23 protein-coding genes are annotated in these 24,834 nt (G+C 65.5%); 10 read left to right on the top strand and 13 right to left on the bottom strand.

Annotated features, from left to right (window positions below):
* Nucleotides 1–8: 8 nt before the first annotated feature.
* Complete coding sequence (locus H4W27_RS03265) at nucleotides 9–1,667, top strand: SLC13 family permease (RefSeq protein WP_192594663.1); 1,659 nt, start codon at nucleotides 9–11, stop codon at nucleotides 1,665–1,667.
* On the opposite strand, the gene rmuC is transcribed toward H4W27_RS03265, so the two are convergent.
* Nucleotides 1,664–2,929 carry a DNA recombination protein RmuC gene (rmuC, locus tag H4W27_RS03270; protein ID WP_192594664.1) on the bottom strand — a complete coding sequence of 422 codons (1,266 nt, stop codon included), beginning with the start codon at nucleotides 2,927–2,929 and terminating at the stop codon, nucleotides 1,664–1,666. The genes H4W27_RS03265 and rmuC overlap by 4 nt on opposite strands.
* A gap of 27 nt (nucleotides 2,930–2,956) precedes the next feature.
* Between rmuC and H4W27_RS03275 the strand changes: the two genes are divergently transcribed.
* Nucleotides 2,957–3,718: a histidine phosphatase family protein gene (locus H4W27_RS03275; RefSeq protein WP_192594665.1), complete on the top strand. Its 762-nt coding sequence runs from the start codon at nucleotides 2,957–2,959 to the stop codon at nucleotides 3,716–3,718.
* Nucleotides 3,719–3,838: 120 nt separating this feature from the next.
* On the opposite strand, the gene H4W27_RS03280 is transcribed toward H4W27_RS03275, so the two are convergent.
* Genes H4W27_RS03280 through betT form a run of 3 tightly spaced genes read right to left on the bottom strand, consistent with a single transcriptional unit; the run spans nucleotide 3,839 to nucleotide 9,053 of the window.
* On the bottom strand, nucleotides 3,839–5,395 hold the full coding sequence (locus H4W27_RS03280; RefSeq protein ID WP_192594666.1) for a GMC family oxidoreductase: 1,557 nt from the start codon (nucleotides 5,393–5,395) through the stop codon (nucleotides 3,839–3,841).
* Nucleotides 5,396–5,405: 10 nt separating this feature from the next.
* A complete protein-coding gene (locus tag H4W27_RS03285; protein WP_192594667.1) occupies nucleotides 5,406–6,899 on the bottom strand; it encodes an aldehyde dehydrogenase family protein in 1,494 nt (497 codons plus the stop codon).
* Nucleotides 6,900–6,908: 9 nt separating this feature from the next.
* Complete coding sequence (gene betT, locus H4W27_RS03290) at nucleotides 6,909–9,053, bottom strand: choline BCCT transporter BetT (RefSeq protein WP_192594668.1); 2,145 nt, start codon at nucleotides 9,051–9,053, stop codon at nucleotides 6,909–6,911.
* Between the two features lie 299 nt (nucleotides 9,054–9,352).
* Between betT and ychF the strand changes: the two genes are divergently transcribed.
* The gene (gene ychF, locus H4W27_RS03295) at nucleotides 9,353–10,438 is read left to right on the top strand and encodes a redox-regulated ATPase YchF (protein ID WP_192594669.1); all 1,086 of its coding nucleotides are present in this window, start codon (nucleotides 9,353–9,355) and stop codon (nucleotides 10,436–10,438) included.
* 69 nt (nucleotides 10,439–10,507) lie between these two features.
* Here ychF and H4W27_RS03300 read toward each other — a convergent pair whose 3' ends face one another.
* On the bottom strand, nucleotides 10,508–11,740 hold the full coding sequence (locus H4W27_RS03300; RefSeq protein ID WP_192594670.1) for a saccharopine dehydrogenase family protein: 1,233 nt from the start codon (nucleotides 11,738–11,740) through the stop codon (nucleotides 10,508–10,510).
* Nucleotides 11,741–12,124: 384 nt separating this feature from the next.
* Between H4W27_RS03300 and H4W27_RS03305 the strand changes: the two genes are divergently transcribed.
* On the top strand, nucleotides 12,125–12,523 hold the full coding sequence (locus H4W27_RS03305; RefSeq protein WP_192594671.1) for a hypothetical protein: 399 nt from the start codon (nucleotides 12,125–12,127) through the stop codon (nucleotides 12,521–12,523).
* A gap of 36 nt (nucleotides 12,524–12,559) precedes the next feature.
* On the opposite strand, the gene H4W27_RS03310 is transcribed toward H4W27_RS03305, so the two are convergent.
* The 3 genes from H4W27_RS03310 to H4W27_RS03320 are packed head-to-tail and all read right to left on the bottom strand — an operon-like array spanning nucleotide 12,560 to nucleotide 14,598.
* Nucleotides 12,560–13,327: an SCO1664 family protein gene (locus H4W27_RS03310; protein WP_192594672.1), complete on the bottom strand. Its 768-nt coding sequence runs from the start codon at nucleotides 13,325–13,327 to the stop codon at nucleotides 12,560–12,562.
* Nucleotides 13,327–13,881, bottom strand: coding sequence for a DUF3090 domain-containing protein (locus H4W27_RS03315; protein ID WP_192594673.1), 555 nt, complete (start codon nucleotides 13,879–13,881; stop codon nucleotides 13,327–13,329). The genes H4W27_RS03310 and H4W27_RS03315 overlap by 1 nt, the downstream gene beginning before the upstream one ends.
* A 24-nt stretch (nucleotides 13,882–13,905) precedes the next feature.
* Nucleotides 13,906–14,598, bottom strand: coding sequence for a histidine phosphatase family protein (locus tag H4W27_RS03320; RefSeq protein WP_192594674.1), 693 nt, complete (start codon nucleotides 14,596–14,598; stop codon nucleotides 13,906–13,908).
* Nucleotides 14,599–14,865: 267 nt separating this feature from the next.
* On the opposite strand from H4W27_RS03320, the gene H4W27_RS03325 reads away from it, so the two are divergent.
* From H4W27_RS03325 to H4W27_RS03335, 3 genes are all read left to right on the top strand, one after another.
* Complete coding sequence (locus tag H4W27_RS03325; protein ID WP_192594675.1) at nucleotides 14,866–15,471, top strand: hypothetical protein; 606 nt, start codon at nucleotides 14,866–14,868, stop codon at nucleotides 15,469–15,471.
* A 145-nt stretch (nucleotides 15,472–15,616) separates the two neighbouring features.
* Nucleotides 15,617–16,876, top strand: a complete 1,260-nt coding sequence (locus H4W27_RS03330) for a hypothetical protein (RefSeq protein ID WP_192594676.1) — start codon at nucleotides 15,617–15,619, stop codon at nucleotides 16,874–16,876.
* 318 nt (nucleotides 16,877–17,194) lie between these two features.
* Nucleotides 17,195–17,548 carry a DUF1801 domain-containing protein gene (locus H4W27_RS03335; protein WP_192594677.1) on the top strand — a complete coding sequence of 118 codons (354 nt, stop codon included), beginning with the start codon at nucleotides 17,195–17,197 and terminating at the stop codon, nucleotides 17,546–17,548.
* A gap of 95 nt (nucleotides 17,549–17,643) precedes the next feature.
* On the opposite strand, the gene H4W27_RS03340 is transcribed toward H4W27_RS03335, so the two are convergent.
* From H4W27_RS03340 to H4W27_RS03360, 5 genes are all read right to left on the bottom strand, one after another.
* Nucleotides 17,644–18,423 carry a CPBP family glutamic-type intramembrane protease gene (locus H4W27_RS03340; RefSeq protein WP_192594678.1) on the bottom strand — a complete coding sequence of 260 codons (780 nt, stop codon included), beginning with the start codon at nucleotides 18,421–18,423 and terminating at the stop codon, nucleotides 17,644–17,646.
* A 30-nt stretch (nucleotides 18,424–18,453) separates the two neighbouring features.
* Nucleotides 18,454–19,575: a N(5)-(carboxyethyl)ornithine synthase gene (locus H4W27_RS03345; RefSeq protein WP_225939234.1), complete on the bottom strand. Its 1,122-nt coding sequence runs from the start codon at nucleotides 19,573–19,575 to the stop codon at nucleotides 18,454–18,456.
* A gap of 174 nt (nucleotides 19,576–19,749) precedes the next feature.
* Entirely contained in the window at nucleotides 19,750–20,181 is a 432-nt protein-coding gene (gene arfB / locus H4W27_RS03350) for an alternative ribosome rescue aminoacyl-tRNA hydrolase ArfB (protein WP_225939235.1), read from the bottom strand.
* Between the two features lie 50 nt (nucleotides 20,182–20,231).
* Nucleotides 20,232–21,419, bottom strand: coding sequence for a glycosyltransferase (locus H4W27_RS03355; protein ID WP_225938985.1), 1,188 nt, complete (start codon nucleotides 21,417–21,419; stop codon nucleotides 20,232–20,234).
* Between the two features lie 75 nt (nucleotides 21,420–21,494).
* On the bottom strand, nucleotides 21,495–22,250 hold the full coding sequence (locus H4W27_RS03360; protein ID WP_192594681.1) for a YqjF family protein: 756 nt from the start codon (nucleotides 22,248–22,250) through the stop codon (nucleotides 21,495–21,497).
* Between the two features lie 206 nt (nucleotides 22,251–22,456).
* Here H4W27_RS03360 and H4W27_RS03365 point away from each other — a divergent pair, with 206 nt between their 5' ends.
* Genes H4W27_RS03365 through H4W27_RS03375 form a run of 3 tightly spaced genes read left to right on the top strand, consistent with a single transcriptional unit; the run spans nucleotide 22,457 to nucleotide 24,829 of the window.
* The gene (locus tag H4W27_RS03365; RefSeq protein WP_192594682.1) at nucleotides 22,457–23,272 is read left to right on the top strand and encodes a glycosyltransferase family 2 protein; all 816 of its coding nucleotides are present in this window, start codon (nucleotides 22,457–22,459) and stop codon (nucleotides 23,270–23,272) included.
* The gene (locus tag H4W27_RS03370; protein WP_225938986.1) at nucleotides 23,259–24,215 is read left to right on the top strand and encodes an endonuclease/exonuclease/phosphatase family protein; all 957 of its coding nucleotides are present in this window, start codon (nucleotides 23,259–23,261) and stop codon (nucleotides 24,213–24,215) included. The genes H4W27_RS03365 and H4W27_RS03370 overlap by 14 nt, the downstream gene beginning before the upstream one ends.
* Nucleotides 24,212–24,829 (top strand): hypothetical protein, encoded by a 618-nt coding sequence (locus tag H4W27_RS03375; protein ID WP_192594683.1) that lies wholly within the window; start codon nucleotides 24,212–24,214, stop codon nucleotides 24,827–24,829. Before H4W27_RS03370 ends, H4W27_RS03375 begins: the two co-directional genes overlap by 4 nt.
* Nucleotides 24,830–24,834: the final 5 nt, after the last annotated feature.

The raw sequence follows: 24,834 nt of genomic DNA on the forward strand, positions 1-24,834 counted from the left end.
TTCCGGCAATGACGCCTCCGCGTTCCCGTGTTTCGGGCGACCATCTGAAGAAGTATGACCCCCGCGAGCAGTCCAAGGCTGAGGGTGAAGAGCTCTCTGTGGGCGCTCGCGCTGAAGGGCTTGAGCGGCCCGCGCTGATGCGCCGCCTCATCGGCCTCTTCGGAGGGGTGATCCTCGCGCTGCTGGTGTATCTGGTGATGCCCGGCGACCTCGAGGTCTGGCCCCGGCTGACCGCCGCCACCGCCGTGCTGATGGGCGTGTGGTGGATGACCGAAGCGATTCCGATCCCGGCCACTGCGCTGCTGCCGCTGATCATCTTCCCGCTGCTGGTCCCTGCAGGAGACTTCGGTGCCGGCGAGGAGGCCGTGGGTGGCGTCTCGGTCGACGACGTCGGTGCCAGCTACGGCAACAACATCATCTTCCTGTTCATGGGCGGCTTCATGCTCGCCCTGGCCATGCAGCGATGGAATCTGCACCGCAGGATCGCCCTGCTGACCCTGCGAGCCATGGGCTCGAAGCCGGTGAACCTGATCGCTGGATTCATGATCGCCACCGGCTTCCTCTCCATGTGGGTCTCCAACACAGCCACTGCCGTGATGATGCTGCCCATCGGTGTCTCGGTGCTGATGCTGGTGGACAAGATCGTCAAGGGTGAGGACCCGGAGACCGCCAAGGAGGCTGGCGAGGAGGAGACGAACACCGCGCTGAAGTCCAACTTCGGGACGGCACTGATGCTCGGCATCGCCTACGCCGCCTCGGTCGGCTCGCTGGGGACCATCATCGGCACCCCGCCGAATGCGCTGCTGGTCGGACATATGGCCGAGAACCACGACGTCACGATCGGCTTCGGACAATGGATGCTGGTCGGCGTCCCGATCTCGCTCGTCATGCTCGTGATCACCTGGGTGCTGCTGACCCGAGTGCTGTTCAAGCCCGAGATCGATGACATTCCCGGCGGCGGCGATCTGATCCGCGACGAGCTGCGCAAGCTGGGCCCGATGTCCGCCGGTGAGCTGCGCGTGCTCATCATCTTCGTCCTCGCGGCGCTGTCCTGGGTGTTCATCCCACTGATCTCCACCAACCTGTTGGACATGGAGGACCCCTTCATCTCTGACGCGGGCATCGCCATGGTCGTGGGACTGCTGCTGTTCCTGCTCCCCGGCGGTGCCGCCAAGGGTGTTCGCCTGCTCGACTGGGAGTATGCCGCGAAGCTGCCCTGGGGCGTGCTGCTGCTCTTCGGCGGCGGTCTGGCTCTCTCCGGTCAGTTCGGCGATTCCGGGCTGTCCACCTGGCTCGGCGAACAGGTGGAGGGCCTCTCCGGGATCCCGGTCTGGGTGCTGGTCCTCGTCGCAGCGGTCGGCATCCTGGTGCTGACCGAGATGACCTCCAACACGGCGACGGCGGCGACCTTCCTGCCCGTGGCCTCCGGAGTGGCGATGGGCACCGGGGTGGACCCGCTGATCCTGGCCGCGCCGGTGGCGCTGGCCGCGACCTGCGCCTTCATGCTGCCGGTGGCGACCCCGCCGAACGCGATCGCCTACGGTTCGGGCTACGTCACGATCGGGCAGATGATCAAGGGCGGCATCTGGCTGAACGTGGCCGGAGTCATCTGCATCACCATCGTGACCATGACGATCCTGCTCTGGGTCTTCGGGCTCAGCATCTAGAGATCGGAGGGGTGTGCGGCGGACCGTTCGGCCTCCAGCCGGGGCCCCAGCGGGTTGACCTCGCTGGTCACCGCCGTGGCGCTGAGCGTCTCGCCGAGGTCCTCGAGCAGGCCCTCGGCGGACTTGGCCGTAGGTTCGCCGACCTCCAGCCTGCTCATCGCCTCCACCTTGGGCAGCACCTGACGCTCGATATTGCCGATCAGTCCGTTGTAGGCGGTGACCGCCTGCCGCAGCCGGTCCCCGGTGCGGGCCAGGTGCTCGCTCATCTTCGCGAGTCGGCGGTAGAGGTCCCGGGAGTGCTCCACCACCTCGCGGATGTTCTGCGCCAGCCGCTCCTGCCGCCATGCGGCGGAGACCGCCTTCAGCGAGGCCAGCAGCGAGGCCGGTGAGACCAGGGTGACGCCCTTGGACAGCGCGTCGTCGAGCAGATCGGGGTCCGCCTCCATCGCAGTGGAGAGCAGCGACTCCGCCGGCACGAAGCAGAACACCACGTCGGGGGAGAGGTCCACGGCCTCCCAGTATCGCTTCTTGGCGAGCTCGTCCACGCGGGAGCGCAGCGCCTTGGCCTGCAGCTCCGGGTTGGTCGCGTTCAGCGGGGCCTTGGCGTCCAGGACCAGCTGGCGCCCGCCGGGCAGATGCACGATCATGTCGGGGATCAGCAGCTGCCCCTCTGCGCCGCGTGCGCTGTGCTGTTCGGTGAAGTCCACGTGGGGAATCATTCCGGCCGCCTCGACGACCCGGCGCAGCTGCACCTCGCCCCAGTGCCCGCGCGCGGAGGTCGAATGCAGACTTCCGAGCAGCGCCTGCGTGGACTCGATGATCCGGGCATCGGTCTCGGCGGCGGAGACCAGCTGCTGGCTCAGCCGTGAATGCTGGGAGGCTCGCTCGGTCTCCATCTCCTGAACCCTCCGGTGCATCTCGGTCACCCCTTGGCGCACCGGATGGAGCATCTCCACGAGGGTCTCGCGCTCTCGGGCGGCATCGGCGTCCTCCTCGCGACGACGCTCCAGCTCCCAGAGCCGGCCCTGGGCGGTGGCGAGCTCCTGCTGCGTGGCTGCGAGATCGGCCTGGCTCGACGCGAGCTCCTGCTGTGCGCTCTGCAGCTGCACCCGCAGCTGGCCGGCGTCGTCGGTGCCGCGGCGCAGCAGATAGACCACCAGCCAGCTGCCGAGGACGCCGAGGAGAAGTCCGCTGATGAAGTACACGAGGGTCATGTGATCCAGCATGCCACCGAGCACTGACATAGTGTTGCGCGAGAACACCTGACGCGAGAAATTCTAGGAGCCCCGATGATCCGAATCCTGCTGGTCCGCCACGGCGAGACCGAGTGGAACAAGACCCACCGCCTGCAGGGACATTCGGACATCCCGCTGGCTGAGTCCGGAGTCCTGCAGGCCCGCACCACCGGTGCGTTCGTCCGCGCGCAGAACCCGGGCCAGGCGCATGTCTCGAGTCTGGTGCGGACCCAGCAGACCTTCGCCGAGTTCGATCTGGAGCTGACCCCCAGGATCTGGGACGAGCTGCGCGAGCAGAACCTGGGGGAGTGGGAAGGAGCCTTCGCCGCGCAGATCCGTGACGCCGAGCCGGAGAACTTCGGGGGCTGGCGCGCCGGAAGCTACACCCCCGGCGCCGGGGAGAGCCACGCCGCCCTGCAGACTCGGATGACCGGCACCTTCAGCGAGATCGTCCGCGCCACGGCGGAGATCGCGCCCACCGCCTCGGCCGATCTGAGCTTCGAGGTGCGCACGGCCGTCGTCGTCTCGCACGGCGCCGCGCTGCGCGTGCTCTTCGAAGGACTCGGCCTGCTCGACCGCAGGCAGTTCATCCCGCTGACCCCCGCCGCGGTCACGGTCATTGATATCCCGCTGACCTCGGGCTCAGTGTCCTCCTCGCTGCCCAATTCGGGTCTGGACGAGGACCATGACGACGACGCCGAGGCCCGCGCCATCCGCGAGCTGACCGATGCGCAGATCGCCGATCACGCGCGGCTGCGGCTGATCAACCTCTCCCCGGAGCTGCTGAACCCGGCCACGGACACCACCGCGATCTGAACGCTTCTCGCCCCGAACAAAAAATCGAGTGGGCGATCTTCGTGGATTTCGCACCCCGGGAGGGAGGAAGACTCGCGAAAATCGCCCACTCGATGACGGTGCGGCGCTGAGCAGCGGGCCCTAGGCGTTGTCCGCCTTGATCAGGTCCGCGCAGCGCTCACCGATCATCATCGTGGTGATGTTCGGATTAACCGTCGTCAGCTCCGGCATCACCGAGGCGTCAGCCACGCGCAGGCCCTTGACGCCCTTGACCCGCAGGCGAGAGTCCACCGGTGACATGGCATCGTCATCGGCGCCCATCCGCACAGAGCCGGCCGGGTGATAGACGGTGTTGTGGGTCCGGGAGATGAAGTCAGCCAGCTCCTCATCGGTCTGAACCTCCTTGCCGGGGTAGAGCTCGTCTCCGGCCCATTCCGCCATGGCGGGCTGCGCGACGATCTCGCGGGCCAGCTTCACGCCCTCCACCGCCACGCGCATGTCATGACCCTCGGGGTCGGTGAAGTACCGAGGATCGACCCGCGGCTTGTCCCGGTAGTCGCGCGAACGCAGCCGCACGGTGCCTCGCGAGCGGGCGTGGGTGACGTTGGGCGTCAGACAGAACGTGTTGCCCGAGGTCGGGTACCCCTGGCGCAGAGTGTGCATGTCGAAGGGCACCGATCCGTAGTGCATCATCAGGTCCGGACGGTCCAGGCCCTCGCGCGTCGGCGCGAAGATCCCGATCTCCCACCACTGGTAGGAGTCCTCGATCATGGGCTGCTTCGCGTCCCAGGCGATGACGGCCTCCGGGTGGTCCTGCAGGTGTTCACCCACGCCGGGGGAGTCCACGAGGGTCTCGATTCCGTGCTCAGCCAGGTGCTGCGTTGGGCCGATCCCGGAGAGCATCAGCAGCTTGGGCGAATCGATGGCCCCGGCGGAGAGCACGATCTCCTTGTTCACATGGAGCCGGCGAGACCGCCCGAAGGCGTTGTCCACGACGTCGACCCCTGCGGCGCGGTCGCCGTCGAAGACGATCTCGCGCACCCAGTGGTCGGTCAGCACGCTCAGGTTCGGCCGATCCAGGATCGGGTGCAGGTAGGAGACCGACGACGACGCCCGAGTCCCGTCCTCCTGACGGTTGATCTGGAAGAAGTTCGCGCCCTTGAGCACCGTCTCACCGGTGTTGAACTGCACCCGCGGAATGCCCGTCTGTTCGCAGGCGTCCAGCAGGGCCACCCCGCAGGGATCATGCGGCGGGATGGTCATCAGGTTCACCGGGCCGCTGCGGCCATGGTGGTCCCCGGGGGCGTCGTTGGTCTCCAGGCGCTTGAACAGCGGATAGGTCGTCTCCGCGTTCCAGCCCTCGGCCCCCATGGACTCCCACTCATCCATGTCCTCCTGCAGCGCCCAGAAGGCGATGCAGGAGTTGTGTGAAGAGCAGCCGCCGAGCACCTTGGCGCGGGCATGGCGCATATGCGAATTGCCGTTCTCCTGCGGCTCGATGGGGTAGTCCCAGTCGAATCCGGACTCCAGCAGCTCCATCCAGCGGTTCAGCTGCAGGACCTCCGGCTTGTCCGCATCGGTGGGGCCGGCCTCCAGCAGCGCCACGCTGACATCGGGGTTCTCGGACAGGCGTGCTGCGACGGCGGCGCCGCCCGAGCCGCCGCCGATCACGACGTAGTCGAAAGTGGTGTTCTCCACGGGGGTCTCCTTATTTCTCCGGCATGCTGAACCAGCCGGTGACGGCGGGCTCGGTGTTCTCGTAGATGTGCTTGGACTCGCGGTACTCGTCCAGGCCCATGTGGCCCAGCTCGCGGCCGACTCCGGACTGCTTGAAGCCGCCCCATTCTGCCTGTGGCAGGTAGGGGTGGTAGTCGTTGATCCAGATGGTGCCGTGGCGCAGCCGTGAGGAGACCCGGTGGGCCGTCCCGCGGTTGGAGGTCCACACGGCGCCGGCCAGGCCGTAGATCGTGTCGTTGGCGGTCTCGATGGCCTCGGCCTCGGTGGTGAAGGTCTCCACGGTGATGACCGGGCCGAAGCCCTCCTCCACGACCACGGACATGCCGCGCTTGACGTCGTCGAGGATGGTGGGGGCGTAGAAGTACCCGTTGCGGTGTTCCTCGCCGCCGAAGTGGTGTCCGGTGCGCAGGGTGGCGCCCTCTTCGATGCCGCGCTGGGTGTAGTCGTAGACCTTCTGGCGGTGATCCTCCGAGATCAGCGGGCCGGTCTCCGCGGACTCATCGAAAGGTCCGCCCATGCGGATGTTCTCCGCACGGCGCACCAGCTCGGTGACGAACTTCTCTTTGATCGACTCTTCGATGATCAGCCGGGTGCCTGCGGAGCAGACCAGCCCGGAATCGACGAAGCCGGCGTTGAGCGCGTTGTCCACGGCAGCGTCGAAGTCGGCGTCGGCGAAGACCACGTTCGGGTTCTTGCCGCCGAGCTCCAGCGCCACCTTCTTCACGGTCTCTGCCGCATTCGCCCCGATCTTGCGCCCGGTGACCACACCGCCGGTGAAGGAGACCATGTCCACGTCCGGGTGTGTGGACAGCGGCGCGCCGGCAGTGGCTCCGGGCCCGGTGATCAGGTTCGCCACACCGGCGGGCAGGCCCAGGGAGTCGTAGACGTCCATGATCAGCATGCCGGTGTGCGGGGTCAGCTCTGCGGGCTTGAAGATGAAGCTGTTCCCCGCCGCCAGAGCAGGTGCCATCTTCCAGGCGGCCTGCAGCAGCGGGTAGTTCCAGGGGGTGATCATGGCGCAGACGCCGATGGGCTCGTAGACCACCCGTGAGAGGACCGTCGGGTCCCCGGCGTCGACCAGGCGGCCGGACTCGGCGTCGGCCAGCTTCCCGAAGTGCCGGTAGCAGGCGATGATGTCGTCCATGTCGATCTGCGCCTCGACGAACCGTTTTCCGGTGTCCAGCGCCTCGGCGCGGGCGAACTCGTCCTTGCGCTCCTCGATGGCATCCGCCACCGCGGTCACGAAGGCACCGCGTTCGGAAGCGGGGGTGTCGGCCCAGACATGGGAGTCAAAGGCCCTGCGGGCAGCGGCGATGGCGGCGATGGTGTCCGCCTCGCCGGCCTCGGAGATCACGCCGACCTCCGAGCCGTCCGCCGGGCAATGGATGGTGCGTGTCTCGCCGGACTGGGCCGGAACCCAGCGTCCGTCGATGAACAGCGTGGAGACCTGCTCTGCTGTGCTCATAGGTGATCCTCAGCTTCCGTGGGTGCGGTCATGGTCCCAATCATCCGGGATGTTGCTGTCTGTGTGCAGGGAGGCGGACTGGCCGCCCGCCTCGCTCATGGTCAGGAACGTGAGGTGACGCTCGTAGGAGTCCAGGACATCGGCGATGACCTGCTCACGGGTGTAGCCCATGAGGTCGTGACCCTCCGAACCCGTGGCGGAGAACGTCTCCACACGGTAGTAGGTCTCCTCGGTCGGGCGCATGCTGCGCGCGAAGCTCGGGACCGAGTAGGCCACGGGGTAGACCTGGTATTTGAACTCGGTCTGATCTCCGAAGTACACATGCAGGTCCACGTGGGGGATCTGCGTATCGGGAACCAGGCCCCTTTCGCAGCTGACATCGGCTCCCTGGTCACGCAGCTCCGCGGCGACATCCTCCACCGCGGGCGCGGCCACGGTCTCGACGAACTCGGTGGCCTGCTTGGCAGAGGGGAAGTGCATGCCCCGGGCGAGGCGACGGCGCCAGCTGATGCCCCCACGTTCGCCGGACTCGCCGCTCTGCGCGGAGGCCATCCAGGGGAGGGTCGCTTCACGGGAGTCCCGGTTATAGCGTTCCATGCGCAGTGCTTTCCAGACACCAACCATCAGCAGGTACATCACCACGGAGAATGGCAGTCCGATGATCACCGTGGCCATCTGCAGGGTGTAGACGCCGTCGAGCATGAGCACCGCCAGGGTGAGTGCGCCCGTGGCCAGGGCCCAGAAGACCCGCAGCCAGGGGGCGCCGTCGTCGGAGGCACTGAGCGACTTGGAGGTGAAGTTCGCCATCACCAGGGCGCCGGAGTCGGCGGAGGTGATGTAGAACAGCAGACCGGTGATGACGGAGAGGCCGATGGTGAAGGTGGCTCCCGGATACTGCTCCAGCAGCAGGTAGTAGCTGGCCTCCGGGCTCTCCACGGCGGCGGTGATGAACTCGGTGTTGCCGCTGAGGAACTCCCAGATCGCACCGTTGCCGAAGATCGAGATCCACAGCAGGATGAAGCCGAACGGGATGATCAGGGTGCCGACGACGAACTGGCGCAGCGTGCGGCCGCGGGAGATGCGGGCCAGGAACAGGCCGACGAAAGGGGCCCAGGCGATCCACCAGGCCCAGAAGAACAGTGTCCACCACTCCAGCCACTGGCCCTCTGGCGGGTCATAGGCGAAGGTGTCCAGCAGCATCGAGGGGAAGAACGCGGCGAAGTCGCCGACGTTCTTGACCAGGGCGTTGAGCAGGAAGGTGGTCTCGCCGGCGATCAGCACATAGAGCAGCAGGACGATGGCGAAGATGACGTTGAGCTCCGCCAGCCGACGGATGCCCTTGTCCACGCCGGAGACCGACGAGAAGATCACGACGATCACGGCGAGCACGATCAGGCCGATCTGCGCCCCGGTGCCCTGCTCGATGCCGAAGAGCCATTCGAGCCCGTAGTTCAGGAAGACCACGCCGATGCCGAGGCTGGTGGCGATGCCGAAGATGGTGCCGATGACCGCGGCGATCTCGATGCCGTCACCGGTGGCGCCCTGGGCGCGCTTGCCGATGATCGGGTAGAGGGCGCTGCGGATGCTCAGCGGCAGGTGGTAGCGGTAGGCGAAGAGGCCGAAGGCCATGCCCATCAGCGCGTACATGGCCCAGCCGGGGATGCCGTAGTGGAAGAGGGTCCACAGCACAGCCATCTCGGTGGCTCCGGCGGATCCTGTTTCATTGCCGGGAGCCGTGGTGAGGTTGGTGGCGGGGCCGGAGATGGCGAAGAACATCAGGTCCACGCCGATGCCGGCGGCGAAGAGCATCGCCGTCCAGGTGAAGAGGTTGTACTTGGGCGTGGAGTGGTCTGGTCCCATCTTGGTCCGGCCCACGCGGGAGAACGCCACGATCAGGACGAAGAGCACCACGATGCCGGCGGTGAGGATGTAGTACCAGCCGAGGTTGGCGCCGATCCAGAGGAAGACGCTCTCGAGGATGGTGTAAGCGGTGTCTGGTGCAAGCCAGGCCCACAGGGTGAAGGCGATGATGATCACTGCGGAGCCGATGAAGACCGGCAGGTTGACCTTTGAGCGCGCAGGGGTGCTGCCGGAGCCGTTCCCCTGGGCCTCGCTGGGGACGTCGCTGGAGACGTCATGCGTGGCCGATGCCATGAAGTTGTGTTCCTTCCAGTGCTGTGTCAGTTCGCTTATGTATCAGTGTTGATTCCGTGGTTAACCTCAGGCATCTTAGACACGTGTCGCCGTCATACGTTGCACCAGAGGGTGGTCAGTGTGACCCGAATCTCCTGAATCTGCGTCAGAATCCGTCCAGAGCGTGTTGAGATTCTCAGTGTATAAGTCCCTTCCGAGCGCGGGAAGAGTCGGTCGTGAGCGCGAAATGCAGGTGCGAATCGCTGTGGAAGTCTGGCGCGAATCGCCCCCGGGAGGTCGGGACGGTAGATTAGGTGACCGTGGCTTTGACTATCGGAATCGTGGGACTGCCCAATGTGGGCAAGTCGACCCTCTTTAATGCGCTGACTCGTCAGTCGATCTTGGCGGCGAACTATCCGTTCGCCACGATCGAGCCGAACGTGGGCATCGTCAACCTCCCCGACGAGCGGCTGGACGCGCTCGCGAAGATCTTCGGTTCGCAGAAGATCCTCCCCGCCACGGTCTCCTTCGTGGACATCGCCGGGATCGTCAAGGGTGCCTCCGAAGGTGAGGGTCTCGGCAACCAGTTCCTGGCGACCATCCGCGAGGCCCATGCGATCGCCCAAGTGGTCCGCGTGTTCGAGGACGAGAACGTCATCCACGTGGACGGCAAGGTGGATCCCACCTCGGACATGGAGACCATCAACACTGAGCTGATCCTGGCGGACCTCCAGACCATGGAGAACGCGATCCCGAAGTTGGAGAAGCAGGTCAAGGGGCGCAAGGCCGAGCAGGCCACCCTGGATGCCTACCTCAACGCGCAGAAGACGCTGGAGCGCGGAGACACGATCTTCAGCTCCATCACCAAGGACAAGCTGGACATGGAGCACCTTGGACAGCTGAACCTGCTCACGGCCAAGCCCTTCATCTACGTGTTCAACGCCGATGAGGCAGTGCTGAACTCCGCCGAGAAGCAGGCCGAGCTTGCCGAGCTGGTCGCCCCGGCCGACGCCGTGTTCCTCGATGCCAAGCTCGAGGCTGATCTGGTGGAGCTCTCCGAGGAGGAGGCCCGCGAGATGCTCGAGCTCAACGGTCAGGAAGAGTCCGGCATGGACCAGCTGGCCCGTGTCGGCTTCTCCACGCTCGGGCTGCAGACCTACCTCACCGCTGGCCCCAAAGAGACTCGCGCCTGGACGGTCAACCAAGGTGCGACGGCGCCCGAGGCAGCCGGAGTGATCCACACCGACTTCCAGCGCGGCTTCATCAAGGCCGAGATCGTCAACTTCGATGACCTGGTGGCCGCCGGATCCATGGCCGATGCCAAGGCTGCCGGCAAGGTGCGCATCGAGGGCAAGGAATACATCATGAAGGACGGCGACGTGGTGGAGTTCCGGTTCAACGTCTAGTACGAGCCCCTGACCACAGAATTCATCTCTTTCCGATCGTTAAGCACGACCAGTGCCTCACTTCCGGCGTCAGGTGAGGGACGTGACTTCATAGGTATGGCCTGCCTCGCGCAGCCGCTCAACCAGAATGTTGCCGAGGGCGGTTGCCGGGGTCAGCGATCCTGTGGCGGGCGGCAGACGGTCGCCGTCGAGGGCAAGTGAGAGCGCTGTCTCCCCGGCCATCACGGCGGTGGCGGCGTATCCCGGATCGCCGGGCCCGGCTGCGATGGCACGATAGCGCTGGCCGCTCTCCGTGGAAGCAGTCACCTGGGAATGGAACCAGCCTGAGCGCCGCGCGGCCTCGCTCGGGCCCGCACCGGGCGACGGAAGGACACGGTCCAGTAATTTCCTCGTTGAGGGTAGAGCCAGTGCGGTTCCGAACAGCCGCAGGCCAAGCGCCGTCGCCCCGGCGGTGACGGCGCCGACAGGCCCTCGCCCCATACCCATCACTTCGCCGTACCGCAGGGACCTACCGTAGACCCAACCCTGCAGGGCATTGCTGCGTCGTACGATCCGCGTATTCGCCGACGCCATGATGAAGGGCGCGGCCCACGCGCCGTCATCCGAACGGCCGACCCACCCCAGATCCGGAGGCTGCCGGGTCGCGGGCTCCGCCGCCCGGCCTGGACTGAGGGAGTAGGGATCGCCCGCAAGCGACCGCAGCACAGGGTTCGTCCGGATACCATCGAGCTGCCCACGCATGGACTCGATGGTGCCGCCGCTGAAACCGCCCTTCGCCCTGGCAACGAGTTGCACCTCGGTCAGTCCGCCCGCGCCATCAGCCTGCGCGGCCTGGTGCAGGAGGAGCACCCCGAGGTCCGACGGGACGGAGTCGTAGCCGCACGCATGGACGATCCGTGCACCTGTAGTCCTCGCAAGGGCATCCCAACGGTCGATGGCTTCACGGACGAAGGACACCTCTCCCGTCAGGTCTCCGTAGTGTGTGCCGGCGCGGGCGCACGCCTCGACAACCGACAGCCCATATTTCGCGTAGGGACCCACCGTGGTGAAGAGAACTCTGGTGCCCGTGGCCATTGCCTCGAGCGAGTCAGGGCGCTCCGTATCGGCCTCAATAATGGCCCAGTCGTGGGCGGCGACGGGCAGTCTGGACCGTACGGCTTCGAGCTTTACCCTCGACCTCCCCGCGAGTCCCACTCGCAGATCCGGTGGAGCGTGGTGCGCAAGGTATTCAGCGATCAGTTCCCCGACAAAGCCGGTCGCACCAAAGAGGACGAGGTCGTGGTCGCGCGTTGGAGCCTCCATGCCGGCAGTCTTCCACAGCAGAGACTGGACCGGCACCGGGGAGTGCATTCCTCTCCTATCGCTGAAGCGCCCCGCCACCCCAAAAACCCGATCACAGACCATCATTAGTTCGCGAGGCCTGGTGCCCTGACCAGTCCTCTAACCGCAGAGGTCATCCGGTGACGTAACGTGGTGGAGTTCCGCTTCAACGTCTGACCCGCGCGGTGGGCGGGCACTTCCCGACTTGTTGCTGGAAACACCGGAATACCCTATTCGTCGGCCTAAAATGTGGCGTCTATGGCACCTGCTACAACGCAGTATTCCGGGTTGCACCGGGGTCTGTAGAACTTGAGTCAGCGTGAGGCGTGCGACCTATTGTTCACCTCGGCAGTCGACACTTGCAGCATGCGTCTTCTCCTCCTGATCTCCCGAACAGCCGGGATCGTGGCGGCCGTGCTCGCTGTTGTCGCAGCTGTGGCCGCTGCCGCTGCCGTGCCGTCCACCCCGACGGAGGCGCTCGTCTCCGAGTTGTGGCGCTGCGTCGGGCTGATCACGTGGGCAGCGCTCTTCGTCTTGCTCGCCGCCCGTCCCCAGCTGCTGGCGCTGTGGGTCATAGCTCTGAGCAGCAAGATCGCTCTAGTAGTAGTTGGTCTCGCGATCGGACTGGGGACGCCCGGCGCAGGCGATCTTGTGCTGTGGGACGGCATCTTGAGTCTCGTGCTGGCTGTGGGATCGGTTGCTTGCATCCGGGTGCGCACGCTCGAGCGCCCTGCCACCTCCGCGCAGCCACCAATGCGGGAGTAGGTCACCTGTCTCGATGTGGGTCCGTGGTCCGAGAGCTCAGAACAGCGGCCAGGGCACTGCGGGCATCCCACCGGCGGGAGCCGGAAACTGTCCTGCCAAACGCAACTCAGCGCAACGAGCAGCGAGCGCTGCTATTTCCTCGACGCTGAGCAACTCCGCCAGGTCTCGGCCCAGGTCACCGTGCAGTCCTTCGCTGACACGATCGATGCCATCACATTCCTCGTCGGTCAGAGCATTCCCCAGCCATCCCCAGAGGACCGTGCGCAGCTTATGGTCACGGTGGAAGGTGAGCCCATGGTCCACGCCGTGCCGGTTACCGTCGGTCATGGCGAGAATGTGGTCGCCTTTGCGGTCAGCATTGTTGACCACCAGGTCGAACACCGCCATGCGCCGCAGCGCTGGCGTGTCTTCGTGGATCAGGGCGACCATCCGTCCGTCCTGGTCTTGGCCTTCGAGAACCTGCTTCCAACCCGCCTCCGGCACCTGGTCCGTCGCTACCAGGTCGACCCCGCTCTGCTCGGGGTCCTGTTCCTGCCAGCGCTGGACCATTCCTTCACCCAGGGGTCCATCGCGCAGCCAGGTCTGCGGCACCACGCCCCAGCCGAGGGTCTGTGAGACCAGGTACGCGGCCACCTCCCGGTGCGCCAGGGTTCCGTCGGGAAAGTCCCACAGCGGACTTTCCCCGGCTATCGGCTTATAGACGACGGCCACCTCGCCGATGGTGCCGAGAAATGTAGCGTTGGACGCCGTCCTGATGCGACCCGTGAGCGTCAGTTCCGCGGTCACCAGGTCTGTCGACGACATCAGCCCTCAGGAAGGGTGCAGGTATGTCCGTCGGCGTCCATGGGGTAACCGCACAGCGGGCACGCCGGGCGACCGGCGCCCACGATCTCGAGGGTGCGTTTGGCGAACGCACGTGCGGTGCCTACTGGCATTCGCACCCGCAGCACCTCGGTCTCCTCAGCGCTGTCGTCATCAGGGGATTCGTAGTCCTCATCGGCATCACCATCCGTGATGGGGTGAGCCTCTATCACCACCTGGGCGGTGGTGGGGTCCCACCCCAGACTCATGACGCCGGTGCGGAAACTCTCCTCGACGGCCTCGAGCTGGTCATTGTCGACAAGTTCCACGGGAGTGCTCGTGGGAACGCTGAACGGATTGCCCTCGACGGTGATGAGCTGGTCGAGGATCTCATCGATCTTCTCCGCGAGCAGAGCCGACTGCTGCTTCTCGAGGGCGATGCTCACCAGCCGCGTCCCTGAGCGCACCTGCAGGTAGAACGTGCGCGCCCCCGGAGGGCCAATGGTGCCGACGACGGCACGGTCAGGCCAGTCAAACTCGTGAACACGTGTAGGCATGTCAGTATTCTAGGCGCTTGCGATTCATGGAGCCGTGCCCCCTGCGCCGCCGCCCACCGGCGCATCGCCAGATCCGAGGCCCTTGGAGAGCCACGAAAGATCACCCGCGTCGGTGTTGGTCGCGTAGACGCTCGGCCGGCTGCCTCCGTAGCGCACGATCGATACGGAGGCCGGGCCCACGTTGATGCGCTGGAACAGGTCCAGGTGCATGCCGAGCGCGTCGGCGAGTATCGACTTGATGATGTCACCATGGCTGACCGCAGCCCACACGGCCTCGGGTCCATGCTCGGCTTCGACAGCTGCGTCGTGACGACGAACCGCCGCCACCGACCGAGCCTGCATCGCGGCCATTGACTCGCCGTCGGGAAAGACGACGGAGGATGGTTGTGACTGCACCAGCGGCCACAGGTCCTCGGCCGTGAGATCAGTGAGCTTGCGGCCCTGCCACTGGCCGTAGTCGCATTCGGTGAGATCGAGATCGACCGGCGCTGGGGGCGTTGCCGCCTGGCGGTCGAGAATGTGCTGGGCGGTCTGCTGGCACCGTTCAAGGGGGCTCGAGACCACTGCGACCAGGGGGACGGCCGCGAGCCGGTCTGCGGTCCGCCCCGCTTGATCGCGCCCGACCTGGTCCAGCCCGACACCGGCGGCCCTGCCGGCCAGCAGCCCAGAGGCGTTCGCCGTGGTGCGGCCGTGCCGCACGAGAATAACTGTCGCCATCCAGCCAGCCTAGCGACTCGGACGAGGCGGGATGACCGCACAGGGCACGCCCCTCGTTACAAGTGACGGCTCAAACTATCCGCCGTGTCGGGCCTGTCGTGGTGAAGCAGGCTCTCTTCGGCGACGCACCGTGATGGAGTTCCGATTCGATGTCTGAGCTGCCGAAGATCAGAGCAGTAGCATTGGTGCCACGAGTCTCGGTCCATGTCTTGCTGAATTCGGTGCCGTGGGCCGCGGCCCACCTCTACGAGAAAGTCGGTGTGACGCATGAAGCGATTACTTCTGTCGGGCCTGGGGGTGCTTCTGGCGGTTGTGGTGATCGTGCTTCTGGTCCCGCTGGGTTCTGTTGCGAAGAACTCGTTGTTCGGCGCAGCCACCGACTCTCGCGATACAAGGATCATCACGGCTGTAGAGCGTCAGGAGCAGATCGTGCTCCTCAGCACGAGCACGCAGGGCCTCACCGAGGAGAAGAGCTCCAGCACACTGTTCGGGCAGGACCTGCCTGGCACCGGGCGTACACAGTTTCTGCAGTACACCTATCGCGCGAAGCTTGGCATCGAAGGCAATGAAGTCTCGATCGAGGAGACGGGCGAGAACCAATATCTGGTGTCCGTACCGGAGTTCATGTTCATCGGCCACGACGACGTGGACTTCAAGACAGCGATCGATGACAACGGGGTGTTGAGTTGGGTGACGCCGGAGATCGACACTGCCTCCAAGATCACTGAGATCTTGGGCGAGGATGAGATGGCAGAACAGATCAGCTCCAACAGCGACCTTCTTCAAGACCAAGCACGCGTTTTTTATACCGGCGTCATCCAAGGAATCGATAAGGATGTCGAAATCGATTTCGAGTTCAGTGGCGTTGAGTGATAGCCCGCAGAGAAGACTGATCCGGCCACCGATCAGGGGTGTTCATTCAGTCGCGACGTGCGTCTGAGCCGGCCGCACCCCGGCAGTGCCCGGGATTCAGCGAAGAATTGGAACTCCCGGCGATCAGTTCTGGCACAATCAGGTCATGACTGCAGAAACTATCGCCATCCTGGAAAACGACGACGGTTTTCTCCTATTAGGGCCGGACGAGTTCTTGTCGTTCTATGACGAGAATTCCGAACTGAATGCGCGGAGGTTGAAGAAGCAGACTCTCGCCGGATTAGGCAAAGCTCTCGGGGCCAGTTCTGGTCTGCAGCCGACAAGCGGGCGGTGGGTGAAGCTCACGAAGGAGTCTGCAGAGTTCGCAGAAAAAGCGGGAGTGGTGAATCCCTCGGCAGGTGTTGTGCGCCGCAGCAACGGACAGATCCTTAAACACCTCAAGTTCGAGCAAGCTGCGCTGCTGACACCGGCTGCACCAGCGGTGCTCTCTGCATTGGCGACGCAGGCGGCACTGGAGGTCGCGTTGGATGAGATCGGGGAGTACTTGGCGACGATGGACGCCAAGCTCGATCAGTTGCTCAAGCAACGCAAGGTTGAGGTGCTGGGTCAACTTGGCGGAGTGACCCTTGCGATTGACGAGGCACGCATCCTCTATGCGGAAGTAGGGACAGTCTCCGGAATCGCGTGGTCCAAGGTCCAGGCCAACTCATTGGCATTACAGACGATTCAGGCTGAAGCCGTCGCTCAGCTCGATTCGCTTGCAGAATCTGTCAAGAAGCAAGTAGGCAACACCGATAAGTCGGCTCAGGCACTTGATAGCGCCCGGGACGACGCTCCATTCTGGCTTGGGGTGCTGGCCAGGTCGATTGCGCTTCAAGATCGACAGTACGTCATCGAACTTGCTCGTGTGGCCGAGGATGAGCCGTTCCATCTAGAGGCTCACCGACAGGGGATAAGGATGGCTCGTGCCGACCGCACGCACAAGATCAGTCGGAGCCTCGAGGCGATCACGGCATCGGTCCGTGACTCTGGAGAGTTATCGAACCTCGACAGGGTCGCCAATCCGTTCAGCGCACAACGGGTCGATCGCGGCGCCAACAGCGTCAACCAGAGCGTCACGCATTTCGCCGAACACGTGGATCTTGAACTCATCGAGGTGAACCTGCTTGAGTCGGTTTCCTGGGGGATCGCGGCGAGGGGACTGCTCGGGGACGCTGGCTCTCGCGCGGAATCAGCACGAGTCAACGTAGCCAATGCAGCTAGAGGATTAGGGAGCAGGTTGCGGGATCGACGCGAAGAGAGCCTGCTGGCCAAAGCGAACAAGATACAGGAGGAGCGTCAGGCCAGATTGAACGGCCTCAAGTCGGACCTCACGGAAGGAACCCCACCGGACGAGCCGACCTGAGGTCGTCATCCGCTGGCGGCGAGAACCAGTCTCGAAGTCTAGAGGGGACCTGCCATCGTGACGTTGTTCGACGGCAGAACGTGGTGGAGTTCCGCTTCAACGCGTCACGGAATCTGCAATATTGCCGTGACGCCCGTCTCCATGCCGGGTATTCTGTTCGTGGTGGCACGCGCCACTGACTGCGCTTCCACGTGAATATCGCGTGAATCATTGCGGAGAGGCCTGAGGACTTCAGGACATGTCCGGATGGGGTGCGGCGCACTGATGCGCCAACTTCATTCCGCCGGTGCCCGACATCGGCTGACGAAAGGACGTGACATGTTGTCCAAGGACGAGAAGAACCTCTCGCAGGTGATCGACAAGATCTCGAAGATGGAAGAGCCGCGCCGCTCCGTTGTGCGCCGAGTGCACGACATCATCGTGACGGCGGCTCCGACCCTGAAACCGCGGATCTGGTACGGAATGCCCGCCTACGCGAAGTCCGCGAGCACGCCCGCGCTCGTGACGCTGCGCAACGACGAACGCCTGAACCTCGCAATCACCGAAAAGCCTGCCTTCCGACCCGCAGGGGGAGTGGACGGGGCGCTGATGCCGGCCGCGTGGTACTTCGAGACCGTGGACGAGCACACCGAGAAGCGCATCGCTGAGATCGTTCGTTCTGTGGTCGACTGAGCCTCGAGTGCGGTCCCAGGCCGGCTCCCGAGCGACATGTCCGCACCGCCACCTACACGGCGTCGCCGCAACTGGCTCGGGCGAGCAAGGACCGATCACCCGCGGTGAACTTTCACGGTCTCCATCGGGTGCTGTCGTATGAAAGCTCTCGTGCTCAGTGTGATGGCCAGCATGATGGCCGCAGCGGCCAGTGAGGCGGGCGCCGTCGCGAGCGGCTCGTCCTGGAGTGCAAGGGCTCCCAGTCCGAGATTGACTCCGAGGTGCACGGTGACGGCCGGAACCATGCGCTGCCACAGGGAGCCCACGTAGATCGTCGTGATGGTCACGCTCATCAACATCGCCGTGACGGCGAACGTCAACACTGGCAGAAGGCCCAGGGACCAGTAGCCGAGATGGGTCGCGCCAAAGATGAATCCCGCGATGACGGAGACCACCACCGGCTTCGCGAACCGTTCGCCGCACCGTTGCACGAGACCTCGCCACCCGATTTCTTCGGCCAGCACTCCGGCAGTCTGGAGGACGAGAAACACGACCAGAGGCGCAGCTGCGGGGCCGGGAGGCCAACTCGGCCAGCGCCCCAGCAGCAGGGCGAGGGTCCCGACGAAGCCAACGACCGCGATGCAGGCCAGCGCCGTCGAACGCAGGACTTTCAACCAGTCGACGGACTCCCACGCTGCCGGCAGCCAGTCGGGACGAAGAAGCGCTGCCACGCATGCCAACGCGGGTGCGAACATCACGAGGGATACCAGGTCGAACGGAACATTCAACACGGCCTGTGCTGCGGGTGCGATTCCCGCGAAAAGTGCCAGCAGACAGGTCCAGGTGACGAGCAGGGCTGCCGGACGGGCCGGAGAGCTTAAAAGTTCTGTGCGCACATGTGGATACTAGCGCTCGTGATCAATTGTTCAGCCCGTGGGAGCACTCACGCTCAGCGCGTGCGGATACACCGGCTCACGGTCCTGGAAACTCAGGATGTCCGGGTTCTGGATCACGCCATCCTGGATCTCGATGGCCCGGGAGATGATCGGACTCTCCGTCCATGCGGCCTGTCCCTCCATGACTGTGCGCAGGAACGGGATGAGCGCAGCGCTCACCTCCCACGTGGCGGAGTTCCAGAGGTATGACGGGCTGTGGTCGACCGCGTAGTAGTTGACCTCACTGCCGACGGTGAACATCGGGTCCTCGAACGTGGTGGGCTTGGCCCATTCGAAGCCCATCCCTTCGTCACAGGAGACATCGATGATCAGGCTTCCGGGGGCGAAGAGCTCCAGGTTCTCGGTCGTCAGGTAGGTCAGCGGTGCCGAGACGTCCTGGAGGGTGCAGTTGACGACGATGTCGTGCGAGGCCAGGAACTCCGGGAGCAGGACCTCGCCAGCGGAGGTGAGGACCTCGCTGAGGTGTGGCTGTCCCTCGCGGGTCTTGAGCTGAGTGATGTGTGCGGTGTGGATCGGGGAGCCGACCGCCGTCGCGCCGCGCTGTGTGAGGACTTGGATGTCGTGGATGCCCTGTGCCTTCAGCGCGGTCACAGCGCCTCGAGCCGTCGCGCCGAAGCCGATGACCACTGCGCTGAGCCGAGGCCCGTAGTCACCGGTCGAGCCGGTCAGGCTCAGGGCATGCAGCACGGAGCAGTAGCCGGCAAGCTCGTTGTTCTTGTGGAACACGTGCAGGTTGAAATCGCCTCGGGGGGTCCAGTGGTTCATCGCCTCGAACGCGATGAGCGTGAGTCGATTCTCGATCGCGGTCTGTGTCAGCCCGCTGTCCTGGACACAATGGGGCCATCCCCACAGGGTCCTGCCCTGAGGGATCGCTGCCACGTCAGCTGCCTGTGGCTTGGGCAGGAGCAGCACGTCGGCGGCTTCGATCACCTCGGAGCGTTCCGCGACTCGTCCCACGCGTGACTCGACGTAATCGGGCTCTAGCTGGAAATCATCGCCGTAGCCGCGCTCCACGACCATCTGGGCGCGCAGGTCCGGGTCGATCTGGTCCAGGTGGTGCGGGTGAATCGGCAGTCGTCGCTCGTTCTCCATCGAGGAGCCGGCGAGCAGACCCAGGGTGAGCAGGCTGGGGGAGCGTCCGTCCAGAGTATCGGCGGAAACAGCGAGGTGTGCGGGTGCCGCTGGAGCGGCCGAGGTGGTGCTGGACATCGATATTCCCATCGTGAGAGAACCAGGGGCGGCTCCTGCCTCGACTGTACGCGGGTCTCAGTCGAGGCCGGGACGCCGTCGGTTCTGCTTGATCTCAGCCCGTTCGCGCTTCCCGGCAAGACGCCGACGGTGAGAACCACGGGTGCGCCGAGTGGGGCGTCGGATGATCGCAGGAGCGACGGCCTCGCGGAGCAGCTCGGCGAGTCGTTCACGGGCGGCGGTGCGATTCCGCCGCTGCGAGCGATGCTCTGCGGCGCTGATCGTGAGCACGCTGCCGCTGAGCCGGGGAGCCAGGCGGTCCAATGCGAGTCTGCGCTGGACCTCGGTGAGCGCCGTCGTCGTTCCCAGATCCAGGCTGAGCTGGACGCGGGAATCGGTGGTGTTGACGCCCTGGCCGCCCGGTCCCGAGGCATGCGAGAACTGCTCGTGCAGCTCTCCAGCCGGAATGATCAGGCCGTGGGGCGCCCCGGGCCCCGGGGATATGCGCAGATTCTCCACTCCATCAGTGTGCCGCACTGCGAGGGCGGAAGACCGTCAGCTCACCTGAGTGTCTCCAGCACCTGAAGCGCAGTGCCTGGGCCGTCCTCGCTCTCCATGGCGCGCGCGGCGGCCTGGACGGCCGGACGAAACTCCTCTGTCTCGACCAGCGCCCTGCTGAGCCGGTGTGCGGTGAGCTTCCGCTGTGGCACCGGCGCCGGAGCGAGGCCACGCTCGCGGAGCCTGGCACCCCAGAACGGCTGATCCCCGATGAACGGCACGAGGACCGAGACGACACCCGCGGCGGTCGCGGCATGGACGGTGCCGATGCCCCCGTGATGCACTGCGGCCCTCGCATTCGGCAGCACCGCGTCATGCGCGACCGAACCGGTGACCAGGACATCTTCGCCGCGGAGCTCCGGAGGGACCTGGAGCCCGCCGAGCCCCTCCGCGATGAGTGCTCGAGCGCCGGCCCCCCGAATTCCGCCGATCACCTCGCGTGCACGGGCGGCGGGGTCGCCTGACGCCATCGAGCCGAATCCGGCGTAGACGAAGTCACCACCAGCCATGAACTCCGACACCTCAGCGGAGACGGTCTCCGATCCGCCCACCCTCCACGGGCCGGTCAGGTGCACGGTGCTGTCCCAATCATGGGGACGATCCAGCAGGGCTGGACTGATGGGCATGAGCGTGGCCGCCGGCGGAGCTGGCTCTCCGCCGGATCCGCCGATCATCGAGGACACGTCCTTCAGGTCACGGCGGAACATCCTCTCCCCGCCACTTGCCAGTCGGTAGGTCAGCGTGTTGAAGCGACCGAGATCCCGGTTCACGGTCCCGGCGGCAGGGAATGCGCGCGTCGGTGTCACCACAGGGACGATCTCGACCTGCACGTACGGAATGGAGAGGGCGTCCGCCGCCAGCGGCGCCGAGAGGATCTTCGGGTGAGCCAGCAGGACATCGGGCTGATAGTCCCATGCGGCGCGGGCTGACTCGATGATCACGGCGCGCATGAGCGGCTTGATGACCGAACGATACGAGCGAAGCGCCGCCACGACAGAGACGCCCTGCTGTTCGATCAGCGCGGTGTAGTCAACGCCCAAGCTGACGACGTCGAGACCGTGGAGGTCGACCCCGGAATGATCAGGAACGACCAGACGAACCTCGTGACCCGCCCGGAGGGCACGCTTCGCGAGCGCGACGAAAGGTTCCACATCGCCTCGTGATCCAGCAGTGGCCAGAAACAACCGCATTGCACACCCGCTTCCCCGTGTCGTCTGGACCTGCCCGTCGCCTGGACCCGCCCGACGTCCATCCCTGCTCGTCGTCTAAACCCGCCGATGCACCCGCTGCGGTGCGGCGAAGACCGTCGTGACTGCGGGCGCGTAGAGAACAGAATCCGGCACCCGCCCGGCGAGTCCATTGAATCCCGCCGCGGCGAGCAGCCCGTCCTCCAGGTGGATCAGCTCCGCGTGCTGCAGCGGCCAGGGCTCGTGGCTGTTCCTGCAATAGATGGTGCGCCCCAGATGTCTCTGATGGAAGCCCCAGCGTGCCGTCAGAAATCCAGCCACAGGATCCTGCTCCAGCGCACCATTGGCCGCGGCGTCAGCGCCCGGACGTACGCGAATGGTGGAAGCGGCCTCTCGGCGGCCGTGCCGACGGGTGGTGTACTCGACCTCGCCGTCGTCCTGGCGGATCTCCATGGACGCCCACTGATACCGCAGGCCGAACGTCGCCCGAGCGATCAGGACCGGGATGAGGTGCGAGGCCTCCAGGCTGCGAAAGACCACCCCGCGGCGACCCTGCCCATCGATGGAGTAAAGCCGCACGTTGACCTCGGGGAAGTCCCCGAGCCAGGGGATGGCGGGCCCGCCGAAGAAGGAGCTCTCGGACATCTGGAACCCGATGAGTCCCACCCAGGAGCTCCCGTCCAACACGTCCGGCGAACAGCCTTCAGGCATGAACGGTTCGACGACGCTGGGATCCACCCGCCAGTGCAGGAACGTCACCTCGCTCCAGCGCTGCCGCAGCAGTGCGGTCGCGCCGAGCGCAGGGGCCTGACGGGAGAGGGCATGAAGGGCCATCGTGGAACCTCGTCATCAGCGCGGGAGGTGGATGTTCGGACATCAGCGGCGATTCACTGCCATCCTATCCAGTGCGCATCCTCCCAGCCTGGTGTCGCGCGTGGCGGGCTCATACGGCGTAGATTTGTCCAACAACAGCCGAACAGATTCTGCGACTTCATGATACAGGCGGCGATGGCAGCAGACCAACACCGGTCGAGGCGGATATGAGAACCGACAAGCGCGAAGATGCGAACCGTGATCCCCAGCTGGTCACCGTGTCAGTGGTGATCCCGGTCAAGGACGACGCCGAGGAGCTCGCCGCATGCCTCTCCGCCCTGAAGGCGCAGACCCGCCCGGCCGAGGAGATCGTCGTCGTGGACAACGCGTCTTCGGATTCTTCGGCTTCGATCGCCCGAGCCGCCGGGGCCACAGTGATCGAGTGCCTGCAGCCAGGAATACCTGCCGCGAGCGCACGCGGATACGACGCGGCCTCAGGAGATCTGATCCTGCGACTCGACGCCGACTGTGTGCCTGCGGCTTCCTGGATCCACGACGTGGTCGCAGCGTTCGAGGACCGTCCGGAGGTGTCCGCACTGACCGGGCCCGCACGGTTCATCGACGGCCCTGTTCTGCTCCGACGTCCACTCGCGGCGCTCTACCTTCACTCCTACACCTGCTTCTGTGCCTCCGCGCTGGGGCATCGCCCCCTGTTCGGCTCCAACCTCGCCATGCGGCGGCAGGCCTGGGAAGAGATCCGCGCTGATGTCCATCGCGACGACCCGGAGGTGCACGACGATCTCGATCTCTCCTTCCACCTCGGGGAACGTCACCGTCTCGGCTACGTGCGGGGGGAGCCGATGGGCATCTCGATGCGTCCCTTCAGCGATGCGCGGGCGTTCCGGCGACGTATGGCGCGAGGCTTCCGCACCGTGGCGGTTCACTGGCCCGAAGACTTCCCGCCATACCGGTGGCGCCGAGCTCGTCAGCAGCGCCGGGAGATCTCCTCCGCAGCGGAAGGTCGCAGCGATGACCGTCCCTGAAGCGCGTGCGGGCTCAGGCGCCTCGAATCTCCCAAGCAACGTCCCGCTGACCGGGCCGAATAACGTCCCGCTGACCGGGCCGAATAACGTCCCGCTGACCGGGCCGAATAACGTCCCGCTGACCGGGCCGGTCAAGCCGCCAGCACTGCATGTCATGAGCTGGAACATCCGTCGGCGGACGGGACGGTTCCATCCACGCGCCGCGGATCGCTGGAACCAACGTGCTCCCGGGCTCCGGGCCCTTCTGCGCGCCGAGCGCCCCACCCTGCTCGGAGCTCAGGAAGCACTGGAGGATCAGTCCCGGTTCATCTGCGCATCACTCGGGGCGTCCTATCAGTACATCGGACACGGGAGGAGCGCTGGGGGCGGGGGAGAAGGCTGCCCGATCTTCTACGACGCTGACCGGCTCGAGCTGCTCGGGTGGGAGCAGTCGGCACTTTCCGAGACCCCGGATCGGCCGGGCTCGAGATCCTGGGGGAACGTGATTCCGCGCGTCCTGGTCTCTGCCAGGTTCCGCGATCGTGAGACCTCGGCGAGCTTCCTCGCCCTGAACACTCACCTCGATCATCTCTCCAGCCGATCACGCCTGGCTTCAGCACAGGCGATCAGAGACCTGGCCGCCGCTGGCCCGCTCCCAGCGGTGCTCACCGCTGATCTGAACACCCACGCCGGGACCGCGGCATACCGTGCCCTGGTCGCCGGGGAGGCGCTCGCCGACACCCGGGCCACGGCGGAGCGGCACGACAGTCAGGAGTGGGGAACCTTTGCGAACTACCGGACGCCGCGCCGAGATCGCCCCCGCATCGACAGGATCCTGACCACGCCGGGCGTCCGGGTGACCCGGGCCGCCGTCAACACGCAGCGTCACGGTGCAGGATGGGCCTCTGACCACCTGCCGGTCCACGCCGTGATCGTTCTCCCCGAGGAAGGGGCTTCGCCATGATCGAGAACTTCCTGCGCCCTCCCCAGGGCCTGGCTGAGGTGCTGGCCGACGCTCTCCGGGCGTTCGGTGTGTTCAGCGTCGTGCTCGCGGCCGTGTTCTTCGACCTCACAGACGCCGGCGTTCTGGCGTTCGTGCTCCCCGGCGTGTTCGCCCCACGCTTCCTGGGAACACGCGCCGGTGCAGACATCACCCTCGCCGTCACACTGCTCATCGCGGCCTGGAGCAACGTCTGGGGTCTCTACGAGAGCGTCCCCGGGTGGGACCTGGCGGTCCATTTCGTCTGCACCGGTGTCCTCGCGGCGGCGCTCTGCCTTCTGCTCGGCCGCATCCAGGTGGTGCCTGAGCCGCGGTCGGGCCAGGTCGCCACGACACTTGGAATCGTGCTGACCACCACCTTCGGACTGGCGCTGAGCGCCGTCTGGGAAATGGTGGAGTGGTTCGGCTTCGTGTATGTGGCTGAAGGGATCAACGTCAACTACACCGACACGATTGCAGACATGGCGGCCGGTGGGCTGGGGGCCCTCTGCGCGGGGCTGTTCCTCACCTTCTTCGGGCGCTTCGACCGGGACCGCAGGGCGCCCAAGAGCGCGGGTCGCGGCATCCGCCTAGACTGAGAATC

Origin of the sequence: Nesterenkonia lutea, from assembly GCF_014873955.1 — a bacterium.
GTDB classification, from domain to species: Bacteria; Actinomycetota; Actinomycetes; order Actinomycetales; family Micrococcaceae; genus Nesterenkonia; species Nesterenkonia lutea.